Annotated in this window: 16 protein-coding genes; 5 read left to right on the forward strand and 11 right to left on the reverse strand. The window is 59.7% G+C overall.

What is annotated here, in order from left to right:
* Nucleotides 1-90: 90 nt before the first annotated feature.
* The 10 genes from recJ to ffh all read right to left on the reverse strand — a co-directional run bounded on the left by recJ (nt 91) and on the right by ffh (nt 10020).
* A complete protein-coding gene (gene recJ / locus ACQUTG_RS15155) occupies nt 91-1821 on the reverse strand; it encodes a single-stranded-DNA-specific exonuclease RecJ (protein ID WP_428920210.1) in 1731 nt (576 codons plus the stop codon).
* A gap of 6 nt (nt 1822-1827) precedes the next feature.
* The gene (thrC, locus tag ACQUTG_RS15160) at nt 1828-3228 is read right to left on the reverse strand and encodes a threonine synthase (protein ID WP_428920211.1); all 1401 of its coding nucleotides are present in this window, start codon (nt 3226-3228) and stop codon (nt 1828-1830) included.
* A gap of 11 nt (nt 3229-3239) precedes the next feature.
* The gene (locus tag ACQUTG_RS15165) at nt 3240-4541 is read right to left on the reverse strand and encodes a homoserine dehydrogenase (RefSeq protein WP_428920212.1); all 1302 of its coding nucleotides are present in this window, start codon (nt 4539-4541) and stop codon (nt 3240-3242) included.
* Nucleotides 4542-4686: 145 nt separating this feature from the next.
* Entirely contained in the window at nt 4687-5430 is a 744-nt protein-coding gene (locus tag ACQUTG_RS15170; RefSeq protein WP_428920213.1) for a DsbC family protein, read from the reverse strand.
* 124 nt (nt 5431-5554) lie between these two features.
* Nucleotides 5555-6457 carry a site-specific tyrosine recombinase XerD gene (gene xerD, locus ACQUTG_RS15175; RefSeq protein WP_428920214.1) on the reverse strand — a complete coding sequence of 301 codons (903 nt, stop codon included), beginning with the start codon at nt 6455-6457 and terminating at the stop codon, nt 5555-5557.
* Nucleotides 6458-6532: 75 nt separating this feature from the next.
* A complete protein-coding gene (gene rplS / locus ACQUTG_RS15180; protein WP_092004888.1) occupies nt 6533-6889 on the reverse strand; it encodes a 50S ribosomal protein L19 in 357 nt (118 codons plus the stop codon).
* Between the two features lie 37 nt (nt 6890-6926).
* Nucleotides 6927-7673, reverse strand: coding sequence for a tRNA (guanosine(37)-N1)-methyltransferase TrmD (gene trmD, locus ACQUTG_RS15185; RefSeq protein WP_428920215.1), 747 nt, complete (start codon nt 7671-7673; stop codon nt 6927-6929).
* Nucleotides 7674-7676: 3 nt separating this feature from the next.
* A complete protein-coding gene (gene rimM, locus ACQUTG_RS15190) occupies nt 7677-8204 on the reverse strand; it encodes a ribosome maturation factor RimM (protein WP_428920216.1) in 528 nt (175 codons plus the stop codon).
* 27 nt (nt 8205-8231) lie between these two features.
* The gene (rpsP, locus tag ACQUTG_RS15195) at nt 8232-8471 is read right to left on the reverse strand and encodes a 30S ribosomal protein S16 (protein ID WP_343815390.1); all 240 of its coding nucleotides are present in this window, start codon (nt 8469-8471) and stop codon (nt 8232-8234) included.
* A 163-nt stretch (nt 8472-8634) separates the two neighbouring features.
* Nucleotides 8635-10020, reverse strand: coding sequence for a signal recognition particle protein (ffh, locus tag ACQUTG_RS15200; protein WP_428920217.1), 1386 nt, complete (start codon nt 10018-10020; stop codon nt 8635-8637).
* Between the two features lie 181 nt (nt 10021-10201).
* On the opposite strand from ffh, the gene ACQUTG_RS15205 reads away from it, so the two are divergent.
* The 4 genes from ACQUTG_RS15205 (at nt 10202) to ACQUTG_RS15220 (ending at nt 15564) form a co-directional block, all read left to right on the forward strand.
* Complete coding sequence (locus ACQUTG_RS15205; protein WP_428920218.1) at nt 10202-11008, forward strand: cytochrome C assembly family protein; 807 nt, start codon at nt 10202-10204, stop codon at nt 11006-11008.
* An 85-nt stretch (nt 11009-11093) separates the two neighbouring features.
* Nucleotides 11094-12383, forward strand: a complete 1290-nt coding sequence (locus ACQUTG_RS15210) for an HlyC/CorC family transporter (RefSeq protein ID WP_428920219.1) — start codon at nt 11094-11096, stop codon at nt 12381-12383.
* A gap of 137 nt (nt 12384-12520) precedes the next feature.
* Complete coding sequence (locus ACQUTG_RS15215; protein WP_428920220.1) at nt 12521-14755, forward strand: DUF1631 domain-containing protein; 2235 nt, start codon at nt 12521-12523, stop codon at nt 14753-14755.
* Between the two features lie 5 nt (nt 14756-14760).
* Nucleotides 14761-15564 carry a TonB family protein gene (locus tag ACQUTG_RS15220; protein WP_428920221.1) on the forward strand — a complete coding sequence of 268 codons (804 nt, stop codon included), beginning with the start codon at nt 14761-14763 and terminating at the stop codon, nt 15562-15564.
* Between the two features lie 15 nt (nt 15565-15579).
* On the opposite strand, the gene grxD is transcribed toward ACQUTG_RS15220, so the two are convergent.
* On the reverse strand, nt 15580-15906 hold the full coding sequence (gene grxD / locus ACQUTG_RS15225) for a Grx4 family monothiol glutaredoxin (protein ID WP_113861021.1): 327 nt from the start codon (nt 15904-15906) through the stop codon (nt 15580-15582).
* A gap of 226 nt (nt 15907-16132) precedes the next feature.
* Between grxD and argF the strand changes: the two genes are divergently transcribed.
* Nucleotides 16133-17047, forward strand: coding sequence for an ornithine carbamoyltransferase (gene argF, locus ACQUTG_RS15230; RefSeq protein WP_428920222.1), 915 nt, complete (start codon nt 16133-16135; stop codon nt 17045-17047).
* The last annotated feature ends 1 nt before the right edge of the window (nt 17048 follow it).

Below are 17048 nucleotides of genomic sequence, written 5' to 3' on the forward strand. Positions count from 1 at the left end.
CCGGAATTCCAAGTGTAAATCAGCCGTGATAGGGAATTGCGACGATAACGCAGGGGTCGGACCCCGAACGGGGTCCGACCCCATTTTCATTCACAGGGCTTCAATGTAGTCGACCAGCAACTGCAGATTCGTCCGCCCCCGAAAGGTATTGGCATCCGGCTTGTACACCACGCGCGCGCCCGAGCGGGTGTAATCCGGCACTTCCCGCCCGGTATTGAAGGCAATGCCGTCAATGATCCCGCCACCATCCGCCGGTTGCAGCACCAGTTTCAGATGGTTTTCCCCGACGATACGCTGGCTCACCACACGGAATTCACCATCAAATACCGGCTCCGGGAAATGCTGCCCCCAGGGGCCGGCCCGCTTCAGCAGGTAGGCGGTATCCAGGTTCAGTTCATCACTACCCAGCGGGCCATCGGTAATGATAGCCGCCTCCAGGTCCTCCGGAGTGAGCGCATCGCGCACGGCCTTGTCGAACGCGTCGCTGAAGGCATCCAGGTCTTCCCTGGCAATGGTCATGCCGGCAGCCATGGCGTGGCCCCCGTATTTCTTCAGCAATCCGGGGTGGCGGGCGTCCACCACCGCCAGGGCATCGCGGATGTGCAGACCGGGGATGGAGCGGGCAGAACCCTTGAGATGCTGACCATCGTCATCCGGTGCAAAGGCGATGGTGGGCCGGTGCGTCTGCTCACGGATCCGGGCCGCCAGGATGCCGATCACGCCCTGGTGCCAGTCGGGATCGAACAGGGCCAGTCCCCAGGGCAGACCTTCAATCTCCAGGGACATGGATGCCAGCAACTCCTGGGCCTGGCTTTTCATGTCCCGCTCAATGGTGCGGCGCTCCCGGTTGAAGGTGTCCAGTTCCCGGGCCAGGCGCCGGGCTTCGTCCGGATTGTCCGCCAGCAGACAGGCAATACCCACGCTCATGTCGTCCAGACGGCCGGCGGCATTGAGCCGCGGCCCGACGACAAAGCCGAGATCGGTGGAACTGATGTGGGCATGGTCCCGTCCGGCAACTTCCAGCAACGCGAGAATGCCCGGCCTCGCCTCACCCTGCCGGATCCGGCGTAGGCCCTGTTCAACGAATATGCGATTGTTGTGGTCCAGCGGCACCACGTCGGCGACCGTGCCCAGGGCCACCAGATCCAGCAGGCAGCCCAGGTTCGGCTCCGGCTGTGGCAGCTTGCCAACCTCCCTCAGGTGCTTGCGCAGGGCGGTGAGCACATAGAACATCACCCCTACCCCGGCAGCGTTCTTGCTCAGGAACGGACAGCCCGGCTGGTTGGGATTGACGATGGCATCTGCGTCCGGCAGCACCTCGCCGGCCAGGTGGTGATCGGTGACCACGACCCGGACCCCCATGTCCCGCGCTGCTTTGACACCTTCGACAGCCGAGATACCGTTGTCCACGGTGACCAGCAGGTCGGGCAATTGCCCTTCTTCTTTCAGGCGATCAATGATGCCGGGGGTCAGGCCGTAACCGTCCGAGAACCGGCTGGGCACACGGAAATCGATGGCGCCAAGCCCGAGCATGGACAAACCGAGCATAGCCACCGCGGTACTGGTGGCGCCATCGGCATCGAAATCCCCCAGCACCAGCACCTTCTGCTGCTGGCCGATGGCCTCCGCGAGCAGCTCCACGGCACGGTCAATGCCACGCAACTGAAGGGGTGACGCCAGATGCTTCAGGGTATAACTGAGCTGTTCATCCGAAGTTACGCCACGGGCGGCGTAGAGGCGGCGCAGCAGGGGAGGCAGGTTTTGCCCCCAGGCCGCTGCGGTGTCCGGCCGGGGGCGACGCAGGATCTTTTTCGGTGTCATACCGGGTCAGGCGTTTTTCCAGTGTTTGGCAATGAATGCCTGGACACCGGCGACATCGTTGTCGAGCACTGTGTAACGCTCTTCCCGCTCAAACAGATCGGCCATATGGGCCGGCAGTTCCGGCTTCACACTGAGACCGGATTCGGCAATCGCATCCGGGAACTTGGCCGGGTGCGCCGTACCCAGGGTAACCATCGGCACCGCCGGATCACGGCGGCAGGTGCGTGCCGCATGGACACCGATGGCCGTGTGCGGATCCAGCAGGTATTCGTTACGCTCATAGATCTCGCGGATGGTGTCACAGGTGGTCTTGTCGTCCACCGCGTCACTGTCGAACAGCTTGCGGGCATGGCGCCAGCGGTAATCTTCAATGCTGACCGGGCCCCTGGCGGCATTTTCCAGCAGCTCCTTCACCGCCGCCCCATCGCGGCCATGGAGATCAAACAGCAGTCGCTCAAAGTTGCTGGACACCATGATGTCCATGCTCGGCGACAGGGTATGTTCCAGCTTGTGCTGCTCGTACTTGTTACCGCTCATGAAGCGATGCAGGATGTCGTTGCGGTTGGTGGCGATCACCAGCTGGGAAATGGGCAAACCCATCTTCTTTGCCAGATAACCGGCAAAAATATCGCCGAAGTTACCGGTCGGGACCGAGAACGCCATACTCCGATCCGGACCACCAAGGGCCAGGGATGCCTGGAAGTAGTACACGATCTGGGCCATGATCCGGGCCCAGTTGATGGAGTTCACCGCCGCCAGCTGGGTCTTGCCGCCCAGGAAAGACTGGTCGCCAAAACTCTCCTTCACCATGCGCTGGCAATCGTCGAAATTACCCTTCACCGCGATGTTGTGGATGTTGTCACCCTGCACGGTGGTCATCTGCCGGCGCTGCACCTCGGAGACCCGCTGGTACGGGTGCAGGATGAAGATATCCACGTGCTCGCAACGGCGGCAGCCCTCGATGGCGGCGGAACCGGTATCACCGGACGTTGCGCCCATGATCACCACGTGCTGGTTGCGCTTCTCGAGCACATAGTCCAGCAGGCGGCCGAGCAGTTGCAGTGCGAAGTCCTTGAACGCCAGGGTCGGGCCCCGGAACAGTTCCAGAACCCATTCATTGGTGTCCAGCTGGACCAGCGGAGCCACCGCCTGGTGGGCGAAACCGGCGTAGGTTTCATCCAGCATCTGACGGAAATCGTCTGCGGGGATGGCATCATCCACGAACGGGTGCATGACGTTGAACGCCAGCTCGCTGTAGGACAGCCCACGCCAGCTGCGAATCTCTTCCAGGCTGAAATGCGGAAGGGACTCCGGAACGTAAAGCCCGCCATCACTGGCCAGACCGGTCAGAAGGACGTCTTCAAAGCCCAGGGCGGGTGCCTCACCCCGTGTACTGATGTATCTCACTTTCGTACCTGTCAGTTGAAGTTTTCGGCGCGGATGCGGACGACTTTGCCGTCGATGTCCGACAGCGATTCCATTTCCTCGATCGCCAGGTTCATCTGGCGCTCCTGGACGGTGTGCGTCAGGATGATGACCGGAATCCGGCCGTCCTTGAACTCCGATTCCTTCTGCATGATGGACTCGATGTTGATGCCGTGTTCGCTCAGGATGGACGCAATCTTGGCCAGCACACCCGGATGATCGAACGCCTGGATACGCAGGTAGTAAGCGGACTGGATATCCTCCATCGGCAAGACACCCAGATCCTCCATGGCATCCGGCTGGAAACCGAGGTATGGAATCCGGAGGGCGCTCTCGGTGGATACAGCACGGGCCACATCGACAATATCGGCAATCACCGCAGAGGCGGTTGCTTCGTCACCGGCACCCGGGCCGTAGTACATGGTCTGACCGACGGCATCGCCATCCACCAGAACGGCATTGAGGACGCCATCAACCTGGGCAATCAGGTGACTGCGGGGAACCAGTGTGGGGTGGACCCGAAGCTCGATTCCGTCTTCACGGCGCCGGGCAATACCCAGGTGCTTGACGCGGTAGCCCAGCAGCTCGGCGTGGGCAATGTCGTATGGGGTGATGGAGGAAATCCCCTCGGTGTAGGCCTTCTCGAACTGCAGGGGTACGCCAAAGCCGGAGGAGGCCAGAATCGTCAGCTTGTGGGCGGCATCGATGCCCTCGACGTCAAAGGTCGGATCGGCTTCGGCATAGCCCAGGTCCTGGGCTTCCTTGAGCACTTCACCGAACTCCCGGCCGGCTCGCATCTCGGTCAGGATGTAGTTACCAGTGCCGTTGATGATACCCGCGATCCAGTCGATCCGGTTGGCAGCCAGTCCCTCCCGGACCGCCTTGATCACCGGGATACCGCCGGCCACACCGGCTTCATATGCAACCGCAACGCCGGCCTTTTCCGCCGCCTCGAAAATTTCGTTGCCGTGTACGGCGATCAGGGCCTTGTTGGCCGTCACAACGTGCTTGCCATTGCGGATCGCTGCGAGTACCAGCTCCTTGGCGGTGTCATAGCCACCGATCAGTTCGACCACGACATCGACTGCCGGGTCATTCACGACGTCGAAAATGTCGGTGGTGAACGGCACATCCCCCAGAGCCAGGTCGTCGCGACTGCGACGGCTGGCCACCCGGGTAATTCGGATGTTGCAACCGGCACGACCCGCAATAAGCGCGGCGTTACGGGTCAAAACATTGAATGTACCGCCGCCAACGGTTCCCAGTCCGCAGATTCCGACACTGACGTCTTTCAAACTCTCACCTCTGATCCCGAAGGGGTGCTGATGGATTGCAATGAAGTGGCATAGTATACCGATTCAGGGGCGGCTGAATAAGCCCTGAATCGGTCAGGAGGCATGCAAAAGAAACAGGGCCGGACCTGTTACCCGGCCCGGCAGCCTAGAGGAGGCCGAGACCCTTTGCCAGGTTGTCCGCCGGCACATAGCCGCGCACCATATTTCCGTCTTCCAGCAAAATCGCCGGAGTACCGGTTACCCCGACACGGCCACCGAGGCGGTATTGCTCAAGCACGGGGTTGTCGCAGCTGGTCGATTCAACCGGCTTGCCGGACTTGGCGGCATTCATGGCAGCCTGCTGATCCTCGGCACACCATACCGAAATATACTTTTTGAAAGAGGGCGTTCCGGGACCAGAGCGCGGGAAGGCATAGTAATTGACGGTAATTCCATAGTCGTTGAGCTGGGGCACCTCATCGTGCAGCTTGCGGCAGTAAGGGCAATCGATATCGGTAAACACATTGATCACCGCCTTCTCGTCACCGCTGGCCGGAAACGTTATCAGACCCTCCGAGCCGTACTCGTCCATCGCCGCCAGGCGCTGACCAGCCCTGCCCTGCTCTGTCACATTGGCAATTCCGTTGGCGGTAATTTTCAGCAGGTCGCCAGTCAGAAGGTACTGGCCGTCTTCCGTGGTGTAGATGGTCTCACCATTATTGCTTTGCACCTCATACAGACCTTTGGCCTCGGACGCGCGAACAGAGGATACCTTGAGTCCCGGCACGGCTTCAGCCAGACGCTCGGCAATACGATCCTCGACCTCACCCGCCGTTGCGGTTGCAACAAAGAGACTTGCGACCAGTCCGGCCGCAACCCCCAGTGACTTGATACTCTTGGTGGTGAACATAAATGATTCCAGTCTTATAGCGTTGGGTCCGCATGGCATTGACGGACCGGGTTAACCCTCATTGCGACAAAGGGCCGGTACAAAAGTTCAGCGAGGATAACACATACCCGGGCCTCGCCAAGGCTCAGCCTCGGGGGTGATGTTCCCGATGCATGGCGTGCAGGCGCTGGCGGGCAACATGGGTGTAAATCTGGGTCGTGGACAGGTCCGAGTGCCCCAGCAGCATCTGCACCACCCGGAGATCCGCACCATGGTTGAGCAGGTGGGTGGCAAAAGCATGGCGCAGGGTGTGGGGAGACAGGTGCTTGTGGATACCGGCCCGCAAGGCGTAGTGACGGATTCTGTGCCAGAAGGTCTGCCGGGTCATGGCAGCAGCCCGGTTACCCGGGAACAAGGCATCACACGGTCGCCCCTTGAGCAGTTCGGCACGACCTTCCCGCATGTACCGGAGCAACCAGTCCACCGCCTCTTCCCCCAGGGGAACCAGCCGTTCCTTGTCGCCCTTGCCGGTGATCCGGGTCACGCCCTGGCGGACATTGACCTGGTCCACCCGTAATCCGGTCAGCTCCGACACCCGCAAACCGCACCCGTAAAGGATCTCAAGCATGGCCTTGTCACGGAGCTCCAGCGGAATTGAAATATCCGGCGCAGACAGCAGGGCCTCGACCTCTTCCTCGGTCAGGGAGTCAGGTAGCCGGCGAGGAAGTCTGGGGCTGTCGATCCTCAGGGTCGGATCTTCTGCGATCAGCCCCTCCCGCATCAGGAAACGGTAGAAGCGTCGCACCCCGGACAGGCGACGTGCTGCGGTGGAGGTCTTGACTCCGTCAGCCAGGCCACGGGCCATCCAGGCCAACAGATCCGTGCGCCTGGCGGCCACGAGCAGCGGGGCGCCCGGCTGCTGCTCCAGCCATTGCGCCAGGCGCGCAAGATCCCCCCGATAGGCTTCGCGGGTTTTCTCTCCCAGGCCATCTTCAAGCCAGAGCGCGTCGGTAAACCGACGGATGATAGCGTCGTCGTCAGGTCTCACGGTACCGGTTCCCGGGCACAAAAAAGGCAGCCCCTTGAGGCTGCCTTTTTAACTGGCCCTTTGACGATTCGTCAATCAGCCCAGCTTTTCCTTGATGCGAGCTGCCTTACCAGACAGGTCACGCAGGTAGTACAGTTTGGCCTGACGTACGTCACCACGACGCTTCACGCTGATGCTGTCGATCAGCTTGGAGTAGGTCTGGAAAGTACGCTCTACGCCAACACCGTAGGAAATCTTGCGCACGGTGAAGGAGGAGTTCATGCCACGGTTGCGCTTGCCGATAACCACGCCTTCGAACGCCTGCAGACGCTCACGGTTACCCTCGGTTACGCGAACCTGAACGACCACGGTGTCACCCGGCGCGAATGCAGGGATTTCCTTGGTCATCTGTTCTGCTTCAATTTGACTGATGATGTTGTTCTTGCCGCTCATCGTAATGCTCCTGATACCCAATCTCTCAATGCCCTGATCACTCAGAGACACCCGGTTCATTCAAAATTTCTTCCAGCAGCTCACGCTCTTCGTCCGTAAGCACCCGCTTCTCCAGCAGGTCGGGGCGCCGCTCCCGGGTTCGCCTTAACGACTCCTTGAGCCGCCAACGCCGGATCTGCTCGTGGTGACCGCCCAAAAGAATTTCCGGCACCGCCTGACCTTCGTAAACTTCGGGCCGGGTGTAGTGCGGACAATCCAGCAATCCGTCGGCAAAGGAATCCTGCTCTGCCGACTGCGCATGACCCAGCGCTCCGGGGATGAGGCGTGTCACCGCATCAACAACGACCATGGCCGCCAGTTCGCCACCGGAAAGAACAAAATCACCCAGTGACACTTCCCGATCGACTTCCGTCGAGATCAGGCGTTCATCAACACCCTCGTAGCGCCCCGAAACCAGAATCAGTTGCTGCTCCTCCGCAAGGGATTCAACAACAGACTGAGTCAGGGTTTCTCCCTGGGGCGACAGGTAAACCACACAGGCTTTACCGGGTGCCGCCTCCCGAGCCGCATGAATGGCATCCCGCAGCGGCTGTATTTTCATCAGCATACCGGGACCGCCACCGTATGGCCGGTCGTCTACCGTGCGGTGACGATCATGGGTGAACTCCCGGGGGTTCCAGCTCTCAAAGGTCAGCAGACCTTCCCGAACCGCCCTACCGGTTATCCCGTAATCGGTAACCGCACGAAACATTTCCGGGAACAGACTGACAGCGCCAATCCACACCCGTCAGAACTCCGGATCCCAGTCAACAACCAGCCGATTGCCAGCCAGATCCACTTCCCGGACGACCTGATCCGGCAGATAGGGAATCAGCCGCTCGCGCTGGTCTGCCGAGTCCCGGGTGGCGCGCACCACGAGGACATCGTTGGACCCTGTTTCCATCAGGTGATGAACCTTGCCCAGGTTCAACCCCTCAACCGTGAACACTTCCAGGCCTTCCAGCTGGTACCAGTAGTATTCGCCACTGGGCAACTCCGGCAACTCTGCCGTCGGGACCAGGATCTCTGCGCCACTGTATGTGCGCGCAACTTCACGGTCATCAATACCTTTAAGCCTGACGACGATCCCCTGCCCCTGGCGGCGACCCTCCTCAAGCCTGGCCGGAATCCTCTTGCCGTCCAGGACCAGCATCCAGTCCCGGTAGTTGAGGATCCCTTCCCTGGGGTCGGTGTAGGAATAGACCTTGAGCCATCCCTTGACCCCAAACACCGAGGTAATCCGGCCGATCACAGTTTCCTGCGAATTCTGTGTCATGCCATAAACCCCGGCTTCAGTACTGTCTTACTCAGCAGCCTTCAGCAGCTGGGCAACGCGCTCGCTGGTCTGTGCGCCCTGACCGAGCCAGAATTCGACACGATCACGATCAACACGCAGACGCTCTTCCTGGCCGCGTGCGACCGGGTTGAAGAAACCAACGCGCTCAATAAAACGACCGTCGCGGGATTTGCGGCTGTCGGTGACTGTCAGATGGTAGAACGGGCGCTTCTTGGAGCCGCCACGAGCCAAACGGATTATTACCATTTCGACCAATATCCTGTTCTGTTGTACGAACTTTGTACGATTCACGCCCGCCGGAGACGGCTGACGCGAAGACCCATACTCGAAAGGGGCGCTATTCTATGCTAAAAAAGCGCCAAAGAAAACAGGGAAACCAGCTGTTTCCCCGTTTTCGGCATAAGGCTTTTTACATACGGCCAAACGGGGGCATCCCGCCACCGCCGCCGGGCGGCATCATACCACCCATGCCACGCATCATGTTGGCCATTCCGCCTTTCTTGCCAAACTTTTTCATCATCTTCGACATCTGCTTGTGCTGCTTGAGCAGGCGGTTCACATCCTGGATCTGCGTACCGGAGCCCGCCGCAATACGACGCTTGCGGGAGTTGTTGATAACATCCGGGTAGCGGCGCTCCTTCGGCGTCATCGAGCAGATGATGGCTTCCATCTGACCCAGCGACTTGTCATTGACCTGCTGCTGTGCCATCTGGGCCATCTGCCCCATTCCCGGCAGCTTGTCGAGCAGACCGCCAACGCCGCCCATATTCTTCATCTGCTGCAGCTGATCCCGGAAATCCTCGAGATCAAACCCTTTGCCCTTCTTGATCTTCTTGGTGAGCTTCTGAGCCTTCTTCTGGTCCAGCTTGCGCTCGGCCTCTTCAATAAGCGACAGCACATCGCCCATACCGAGAATCCGGGAGGCCACCCGATCCGGATAGAACGGCTCCAGGGCATCGGATTTCTCACCGACACCAAGGAACTTGATCGGCTTGCCGGTAATGTGGCGCACTGACAGGGCAGCACCACCCCGGGCATCGCCATCAGTCTTGGTAAGTACGACACCGGTCAGCGGCAGGGCATCGTTGAAAGCCTTGGCGGTATTGGCGGCATCCTGACCGGTCATGGAGTCAACCACGAACAAGGTCTCGACCGGTTTCACGGCGCGATGCAAGCGACCAATCTCGTCCATCATCTGATCGTCAACGTGCAGACGACCGGCGGTATCGAGAATGACCACATCTATATGCTTCTTGCGCGCCGCACCAATTGCGCCCTCGGCGATATCCACCGGGTCCTGGTCCGCCGTGCTCGGGAAGAACTCGACCCCCACCTCTCCGGCCAGGGTTTCCAGCTGCTTGATCGCGGCCGGCCGGTACACGTCGGCGCTGACGACCATGACCGATTTCTTCTGGCGCTCTTTCAGGAAGCGGGAGAGCTTGGCCACCGTGGTGGTCTTACCCGCACCCTGCAAACCCGCCATCATGATCACGGCAGGCGGCTGGACCGAGAGGTTGAGGGACTCGTTGCCCTCGCCCATGACCCGTTCGAGTTCCTGCTGGACAACCTTGACGAAGACCTGACCCGGCGTCAGGCTGCGCTGGACTTCCTGACCAACCGCCCGCTTGCGGACCCCTTCCACGAAGTCCTTGACCACAGGGAGGGCAACATCCGCCTCGAGCAAGGCCATGCGCACTTCGCGCAGGGTGTCCTTGATATTGTCATCGGTCAGTCGCGCCTGACCGGTAATTTTGCGCAAACTGCCGGAAAGCCGGTCCTGGAGATTTTCAAACATGCGTCTCTTCCGTACCCCGGAAATAAAATGTATACCGAATCAAGGAGCCAGACGTGCCTCCTTGATTCCTGTTGCATAATCGCGACATTATAACCAGACTATCGCCCTGAAACGACCAACCCGGTCAAATCGGCTGACAAACAGCCGCTTATCCAGCCAGTAGAGTAGTAATAAGGAAGTCATGGGAACGCTGATTCTCGCGGTCACCTCTCTCTTTTTATACAGCGTTGGTACCGCGCTGCAGGCGCTCCATTTCCGTGGACGGGTACAAAGCAATCTGGCCATCACCACCCTTATCGGGATTCTGGCCCTGACCAGTCACGGCCTTCTGATCGCCCAGACGGTCCACCACGATGGCGGCTTTGACTTCAGCTTTTTCAAAAGCTCACTCCTGATTTCGTGGCTGATCGCCTTCCTTTTATTGGGCCTTAACCTCAAAAAACCAGTCCAGAGTCTGTTTCTTGGCGTTTACCCGCTCGCGGCACTGACCATCATCCTGGCGCTGATCACCCACACGCCTTCCCGACTGGTCTCAGAACAAAGCTACGGCATGCTGTCGCATATCGCGTTATCCGTGACAGCGTACAGCCTGTTTACGCTGGCCGCCATCCAGGCCATCCTGCTGTACTTCCAGAACCGCCAGCTCAAACACAATTACAACAGCCTGCTGGTGCGCAATCTGCCACCGCTGCAAACCATGGAATCCCTGCTGTTCGAGATGGTCTGGGCCGGGGTCGTGCTGCTGGTGCTGGCGATCGTCACCGGCGCCCTGTTCATCGAGGATCTCTTTGCCCAGGACCTCGCCCACAAGACCGTGTTCTCCCTGCTGTCGCTGCTGGTCTTCGTGGCCCTGCTGATCGGCCGCTATACCCAGGGCTGGCGGGGCATGACTGCCAGTCGCTGGACGCTGGCCGGCTGCATCCTCCTGATGCTGGCCTTTTATGGCAGCAAGTTTGTCCTTGAACTGGTGTTCCACCGCGGGGGTTAAAAGGCCAGCCGGCACCATCCGCTTGACACCTGACCGGAACAAAACCTATTTTCCCAACTTGTCAGTAAATTAAGGACCTTTTCCTTTGAACGAAACATCGCTTTCCGCGCTGTTTATCCTCCTTGTTGCCCTCATCTGCCTGTCGGCCTTCTTCTCGAGCTCCGAGACCGGCATGATGTCGCTGAACCGGTACCGCCTGAAACACATGGCGAAGACCGGCCACAAAGGCGCCAGACGCGCCCAGGGTCTGCTCCAGCGAACCGACCAGTTGATCGGTGTCATCCTCATCGGCAACAACTTCGTTAACATCCTGGCATCCTCCATTGCCACGGTTATTGCCATCCGGATCTGGGGGGATGCAGGTATTGCCATCGCGACCCTCCTGCTGACCATCGTCATCCTTATTTTTGCCGAGGTGACCCCGAAAACTCTGGCCGCCCTGTTCCCCGAAAAGATCGCCTTTCCGGCCAGCTACGTGCTTGGCCCGCTGCTGAAGCTACTCTATCCCATTGTCTGGGCCGTCAATCTCTTCACCGGCCTGATTCTCAGACTGCTCAAAGTGTCTCCGGAGGACGCCGCCTCAGAACATCTCAGCCGGGAAGAACTCAGAACCCTCGTTAACGAGGCCGGTGCCCTGATTCCCGCCAAGCACAAGGATATGCTCGTCAGCATCCTTGATCTGGAAAAGGTGACCGTGAACGACATCATGGTGCCCCGGAACGAAGTGGTTGGTGTCGACCTGGACGATGACACCGACACCATCCTCCGGCAGCTCCGAAGCAGCCAGCACACCCGGCTACCGGTTTTCAAGGGAGACATCAATAACATCCAGGGCATCCTGCACCTGCGCAACGCTTCCAAGCTGGTACAGCAGGACGAGATCAACAAGGCAATGATCATGCAGCTGTGCCAGGAACCCTACTTCATCCCGGAGAGCACTCCGCTGAATACGCAGCTGATCAACTTCCAGAAAGGCAAGCGCCGCTTCGGCATTGTCGTCGACGAATACGGCGATGTGCTCGGCCTGGCAACACTGGAAGACATCCTTGAGGAAATCGTCGGGGAATTCACTACTGACTACGCTGCCACCAGCCCGGACATCATTCCCCAGGACGATGGCACCTTTATTATCGATGGTACGACAGCGGTCCGGACGATCAACAAGACTCTGGGCTGGAAACTGTCGACAGACGGGCCGAAAACCCTCAATGGCCTGATCACTGAAACCCTGGAAAACATCCCCGACACCAACGTATGCCTGAAAGTGGATGGCCATCGGGTGGAAGTGCTCCAGATCAAGGACAACGTGGTCAAAGCGGCTATAGTGCACCCCCGCAAGCGGAAGAAGCGCTCGCTGCACCTCGGCAGTCGCTGATTTTTTTGACAAGGCTCTCAGGATGACGTTTATTCATGTTAATCTACGGCGAATTGCGGTAAATTTAACCAATAACGAGAACACATGGAGTTCCAGCTCGGTCATGTATCCGGTTAAGGCGTAGACAGGAGAAGGCCATGAATAAGCAGTCCGGCATACATTACCTCCGCGACCCCAAGCCAGCAGCCAGCAGCAAACCGGTTCCTGCAGAGGTTACGCGTATTCGTGACACGGTGGTCGCCGGACTGGGCGATCTGCTGCAGGGAGCCTTTGACGCCGTCGACGACTCCCTGTTCGAACTGGCCAACAATGCCCGCAGTAACAACGAGCAGAATCGCTACTTCGAGGCGATGCGGGAAATCCGCATCAAGCGCAAGGGCGTGGAGCGCCAGTTCCAGAATTCTGTCGCCGGATTGTTTGCCGATCCCCCCCGCACTGGCCAGACCCAAGGGGAAACCCCGGCTTACAGTACCAGTGCCGATACGCTGTCGCTGGTCGGTGACGAAGACCTCGAAGAACAAGTTGCCCTCAATGCCATGATCGGCAAGGCCAAAGCCCACTTCCAGGGGCCGCTGCTTCAGCTTCAGGCCCGATTCAGCCAGGTTTACCCGGACGCCAGCGATGAGGCTCCGGTCAACCCCATGGCCCCGGAGCATCTTTGCGGTGCCTTTATCGAGGCCATCCATGCACTGGAAATCCAGATCCGGGAACGGCTCATCCTGCTCAAACAGTTCGACCGCTATGTGGTTTCAAACCTCGGCATGCTCCTGGACGAGGCCAACCGTATTCTGATCCAGGCGGGCATCATTCCCAATTTCCGGTACCACGGAAAGTCCGGACAACAGGCGGAGAAGAAAAGCACCCAGGCATCGACCACGGCCTCGCAGTCGACGGCAGACAGACCTGGCACTGGCGGAGCAGCCGCTGGCGAGGAAGCCAGCCCCGTTTTCGAGCAGATCCGGCAGATGCTGGCGCAGCAGAGAGCCAATGCCGGCATTCCTTCCCGCTCATCCAATACCCAGATCCGGGTTGTCGGCCATACTGAGCTGGCCAGCCTTCTGAGCGCCCTACCCCTTGCCGACTCCTATTCACCGGATGGGGACCTGAGCGAGGGCGAGCCGGTGACTGTCGACCTCCGCGCCATCGTCGAGCAACTGCTGGCCAGGACGGAATCGGAGGACGGTCGCAAACCCGCCCTTAATGAGGTAGACGAGGATCTCATCAACCTCGTGTCGATGCTGTTCGAATTCATTCTGGACGACTACAACCTTTCGGCACCGGTCCAGGTGCTGATCAGTCGCCTGCAGATTCCTATCCTGAAAGTGGTTATCCGGGACAAATCGTTCTTCAGCCAGGCCTCCCACCCGGCCAGGAAGCTGCTCAACTCGCTGGCCCGGGCCGGCATTGGCTGGAGCAAGAGCGACGAAAAAGCCAAGGACAAGCTCTACAACCAGATCCACGAGACAGTCCAGAGAATTCTCAACGAGTTTGACGGTGATATCAGCCTGTTCGACACCCTGAACCGGGAGTTTGAACAGTTCCTCGAACGGGAGAACCGCAAGGCGTCCCTGGTCGAGCAGCGCACCCGGGAGTCCGAGCGTGGACGGATCAAATCCCAGCAGGCACAACATACCGTTGACACCATCCTCCGGAAGAAGCTCGCCAGGCACCGCCTCCCGGACGTCGTCCGTGATCTCCTCGTCCATGGCTGGAGCCGCTTCATGTTCCTGGCTTACCTGCGGGATGACGTGGAGCACCGGTGGCAGGAGTCGGTCAAGGTGGTCGACGACCTGATCTGGTGCCTGCACCCCCATAACGGGGATGACGAACGCGACCAGTGGGTCCGGGTCGTTCCCGGCCTGCTCAAGACCCTGCGTGCCGGCCTTGAGGAAGTCTCCTACAACTCGTCGCGACTTGACGAAACCATGGCCCAGCTCAAACACGAACTGGCAGAAGCCTTCCGCACCAACGCTGTCGCGGAGACCGTGCAGGAATTTTCCGAGGCAACGGCGGAAAACGGGGAAGAAGACGAGCTGCCCGGCATCCAGAAAAGCGCGGTTGAACGTCAGCAGGAACTGGAAGACGCAGCCATCGCCGAATTCGTCACCCAGATCGACAGCATCGAAATCGGCGATTGGGTGGAATTCCGCCTGGTTAACGGTGCCAGCTTCCGGTGCAAGCTCTCGGCCATTATCGAAGAGGCGGATTCGTTTGTCTTCGTGAACCGCATGGGCCTCAAGGTGATCGAGAAGACCCGTCTGGAACTGGCCCACGAGATGCGGCGCGGCCGGCTCACCCTGCTGGAACAGGGTGCCCTGATTGACCGGGCACTCGACGCCGTTGTCGGCTCACTGCGGAGCAAGACCGCCTGACGCCAATGTCAGTGCCCTCACCTTCGGCAAAAGGGCTACCGGACAGCTACCGGATAGCCCTGGCGTTGTCCATTGCATTCCTCCTGCACACACTGTTCCTTTCCGGGCTCCCGTTCCCGCAACCGGATGCCCCGGAAAAACAACACCGCCTGATGCTTGAGCTACTGACTTCCGGCTCTACCCCGGCCACTTCCAGCCAGCCGACGACACCCGCCGTCACACGGCCCCGGGAGCAACCCGGCGAGCGAAATCCCCGGTTCGAGATACCAGAATCTGCCGAAACAACATCGCCAGCGCCCGCGCCGGTCACTTCGACATTGTCGCCCCGGACTGTCCCCGAACCGTCACAGAGGAACAACCCGACGGCGCCCGACAACACCAGACAAGAACCGGCAGAACAGCAGGCCACCCCATCGAAGCCTGCCAGTGTCGACAGCCAGGCTGGCAAGCCCAAGGGGATAAAGGAAGAGGCTGAAAACACGGAGCTGGCCCGCATCACCCGGTCACCAAGCCAGCAGGACCCCTACCTGATCCGGCTCGCGGTCCATCTGGCCAAGGAACTTGAGCGGCTGCGGCTGCCAGCCATTACCCGGCTGACAGACAGCGCCAGGATGGAGATCGAGCTTCAGCTAATGAAGAATGGTGCCCTGACCCGGGCCAGAGTGGTGAAATCGACGGGGATTCAGACGGTGGACGAAGCCGCCTATCGCGCGGCCCTTGCGGCAAGCCCCTATCCGGAACCGCCTGCGGACAGTGGAACCGGGGACCGCTTCGGGGTGGAACTGGTGTTCTCCCCGAAGCGCCTTTAAGTCCCCGGGCGGAAATCAGGCCTCGGCTTGCTTGGCCGCTTCTTTAACCATCTTGGCCAGCTCACCGCTTTCGGACATCTCCAGAACGATGTCGCAACCGCCCACGAGCTCGCCGTTGATATAGAGCTGCGGATAGGTGGGCCAGCTGGAGTAGACCTTCAGCCCTTCGCGCAGTTCCTGATTATCCAGAATGTTGACGAATGCGAAACGCTCGCCACAGGCCATCAGCGCCTGCACGGTCTTGGCGGAGAAACCGCATTGCGGAGCCTGCGGGGTGCCCTTCATGTACAGAATGATCGGGTTTTCTTCGAGCTGGCTCTTGATGGTTTCATTGATGTCCATGAACATTCACCTCTGATTGAAAACGGAATCGCCCTCGGGCAATCTGCTGGCTCTATTGTACACGTGTCCGGGACCGGCCACCAAACACCCCGGATGGGGTAGGCAGCGTTGTCATCCCTCCCCCGAAGGGCTAGACTTGATGCCCCGTTTTTCCCGGCACAGCTTTCCATCAACCAGACATCAGGAACCCCGCGAGTCGCGGTTTCATTGAGGTAAGGGCCATTTCATGGCGGCACGACATTTTCTGACACTGAATGACATGTCCACCGGCGAGCTCGAGCAGCTGCTGGACCATGCAAGCAAGCTTCGTAACGAGTGGCGGCAGGGCAAGGTACGCGATTCTCTGAAAAACCGCGTGTTGGCCATGATCTTCGAGAAGTCCTCCACCCGCACTCGAGTGTCGTTTGAAGCCGGCATGACCCAGCTTGGCGGTTCAGCCCTGTTCCTGTCTCCCCGGGACACCCAGCTCGGGCGCGGCGAACCGATCGAGGACTCTGCAATCGTCATCTCCAGCATGGTCGACGCAGTGATGATTCGCACCTTTGCCCATGAGACGGTCGAGCGCTTTGCGGCAGCATCCCGTGTTCCGGTGATCAATGCCCTGACCGATGACTTCCATCCCTGCCAGCTGCTGGCCGACATGCAGACCTACCGCGAGCACCGCGGCAGTATTCGCGGCGCAACCGTGGCCTGGATTGGCGATGGCAACAACATGTGCCATTCCTACATCAACGCTGCCACCCGCTTCGACTTCCACCTGAATGTGGCCTGTCCGGAGGGCTACGAGCCCGATGAAACCCTGATGAAAGAGCACGGGGACCGTGTCTCCATCGTCCGGGATCCGGCCGAAGCAGCGAGAGGTGCCAACCTGCTGGTTACCGACGTCTGGGCCTCCATGGGCCAGGAGGATGAGCAGAAAGCACGGGAGAAGGCTTTCCGGGACTACCAGATCAACCCCGGACTGATGGCGGTGGCGGACAAGGATGCCCTGTTCATGCACTGCCTGCCGGCCCATCGCGGCGAGGAGATTTCCGTCGACATGATGGAACATCCCGGGTCAGTGGTCTGGGACGAGGCAGAGAATCGCCTGCATGCCCAGAAAGCCCTGCTCGAGTTTCTTATTCTCAACCGGTTGGACTGAT

This window comes from Marinobacter sp. DUT-1 (genome assembly GCF_050379415.1).
In the GTDB taxonomy this organism is placed as follows: Bacteria; Pseudomonadota; Gammaproteobacteria; order Pseudomonadales; family Oleiphilaceae; genus Marinobacter.

Bases quoted from the DNA above. Each gene is read 5' to 3' on its own strand.
- rplS (WP_092004888.1), bottom strand. From the start codon at position 6,889: ATGAGCGGCAAGAACAACATCATCAGTCAAATTGAAGCAGAACAGATG.
- rpsP (WP_343815390.1), bottom strand. From the start codon at position 8,471: ATGGTAATAATCCGTTTGGCTCGTGGCGGCTCCAAGAAGCGCCCGTTC.
- grxD (WP_113861021.1), bottom strand. From the start codon at position 15,906: ATGGACATCAATGAAACCATCAAGAGCCAGCTCGAAGAAAACCCGATC.
- ACQUTG_RS15215 (WP_428920220.1), top strand. From the start codon at position 12,521: ATGAATAAGCAGTCCGGCATACATTACCTCCGCGACCCCAAGCCAGCA.
- recJ (WP_428920210.1), bottom strand. From the start codon at position 1,821: ATGACACCGAAAAAGATCCTGCGTCGCCCCCGGCCGGACACCGCAGCG.
- ACQUTG_RS15220 (WP_428920221.1), top strand. From the start codon at position 14,761: ATGTCAGTGCCCTCACCTTCGGCAAAAGGGCTACCGGACAGCTACCGG.
- rimM (WP_428920216.1), bottom strand. From the start codon at position 8,204: ATGACACAGAATTCGCAGGAAACTGTGATCGGCCGGATTACCTCGGTG.
- ACQUTG_RS15205 (WP_428920218.1), top strand. From the start codon at position 10,202: ATGGGAACGCTGATTCTCGCGGTCACCTCTCTCTTTTTATACAGCGTT.
- argF (WP_428920222.1), top strand. From the start codon at position 16,133: ATGGCGGCACGACATTTTCTGACACTGAATGACATGTCCACCGGCGAG.
- ffh (WP_428920217.1), bottom strand. From the start codon at position 10,020: ATGTTTGAAAATCTCCAGGACCGGCTTTCCGGCAGTTTGCGCAAAATT.
- ACQUTG_RS15170 (WP_428920213.1), bottom strand. From the start codon at position 5,430: ATGTTCACCACCAAGAGTATCAAGTCACTGGGGGTTGCGGCCGGACTG.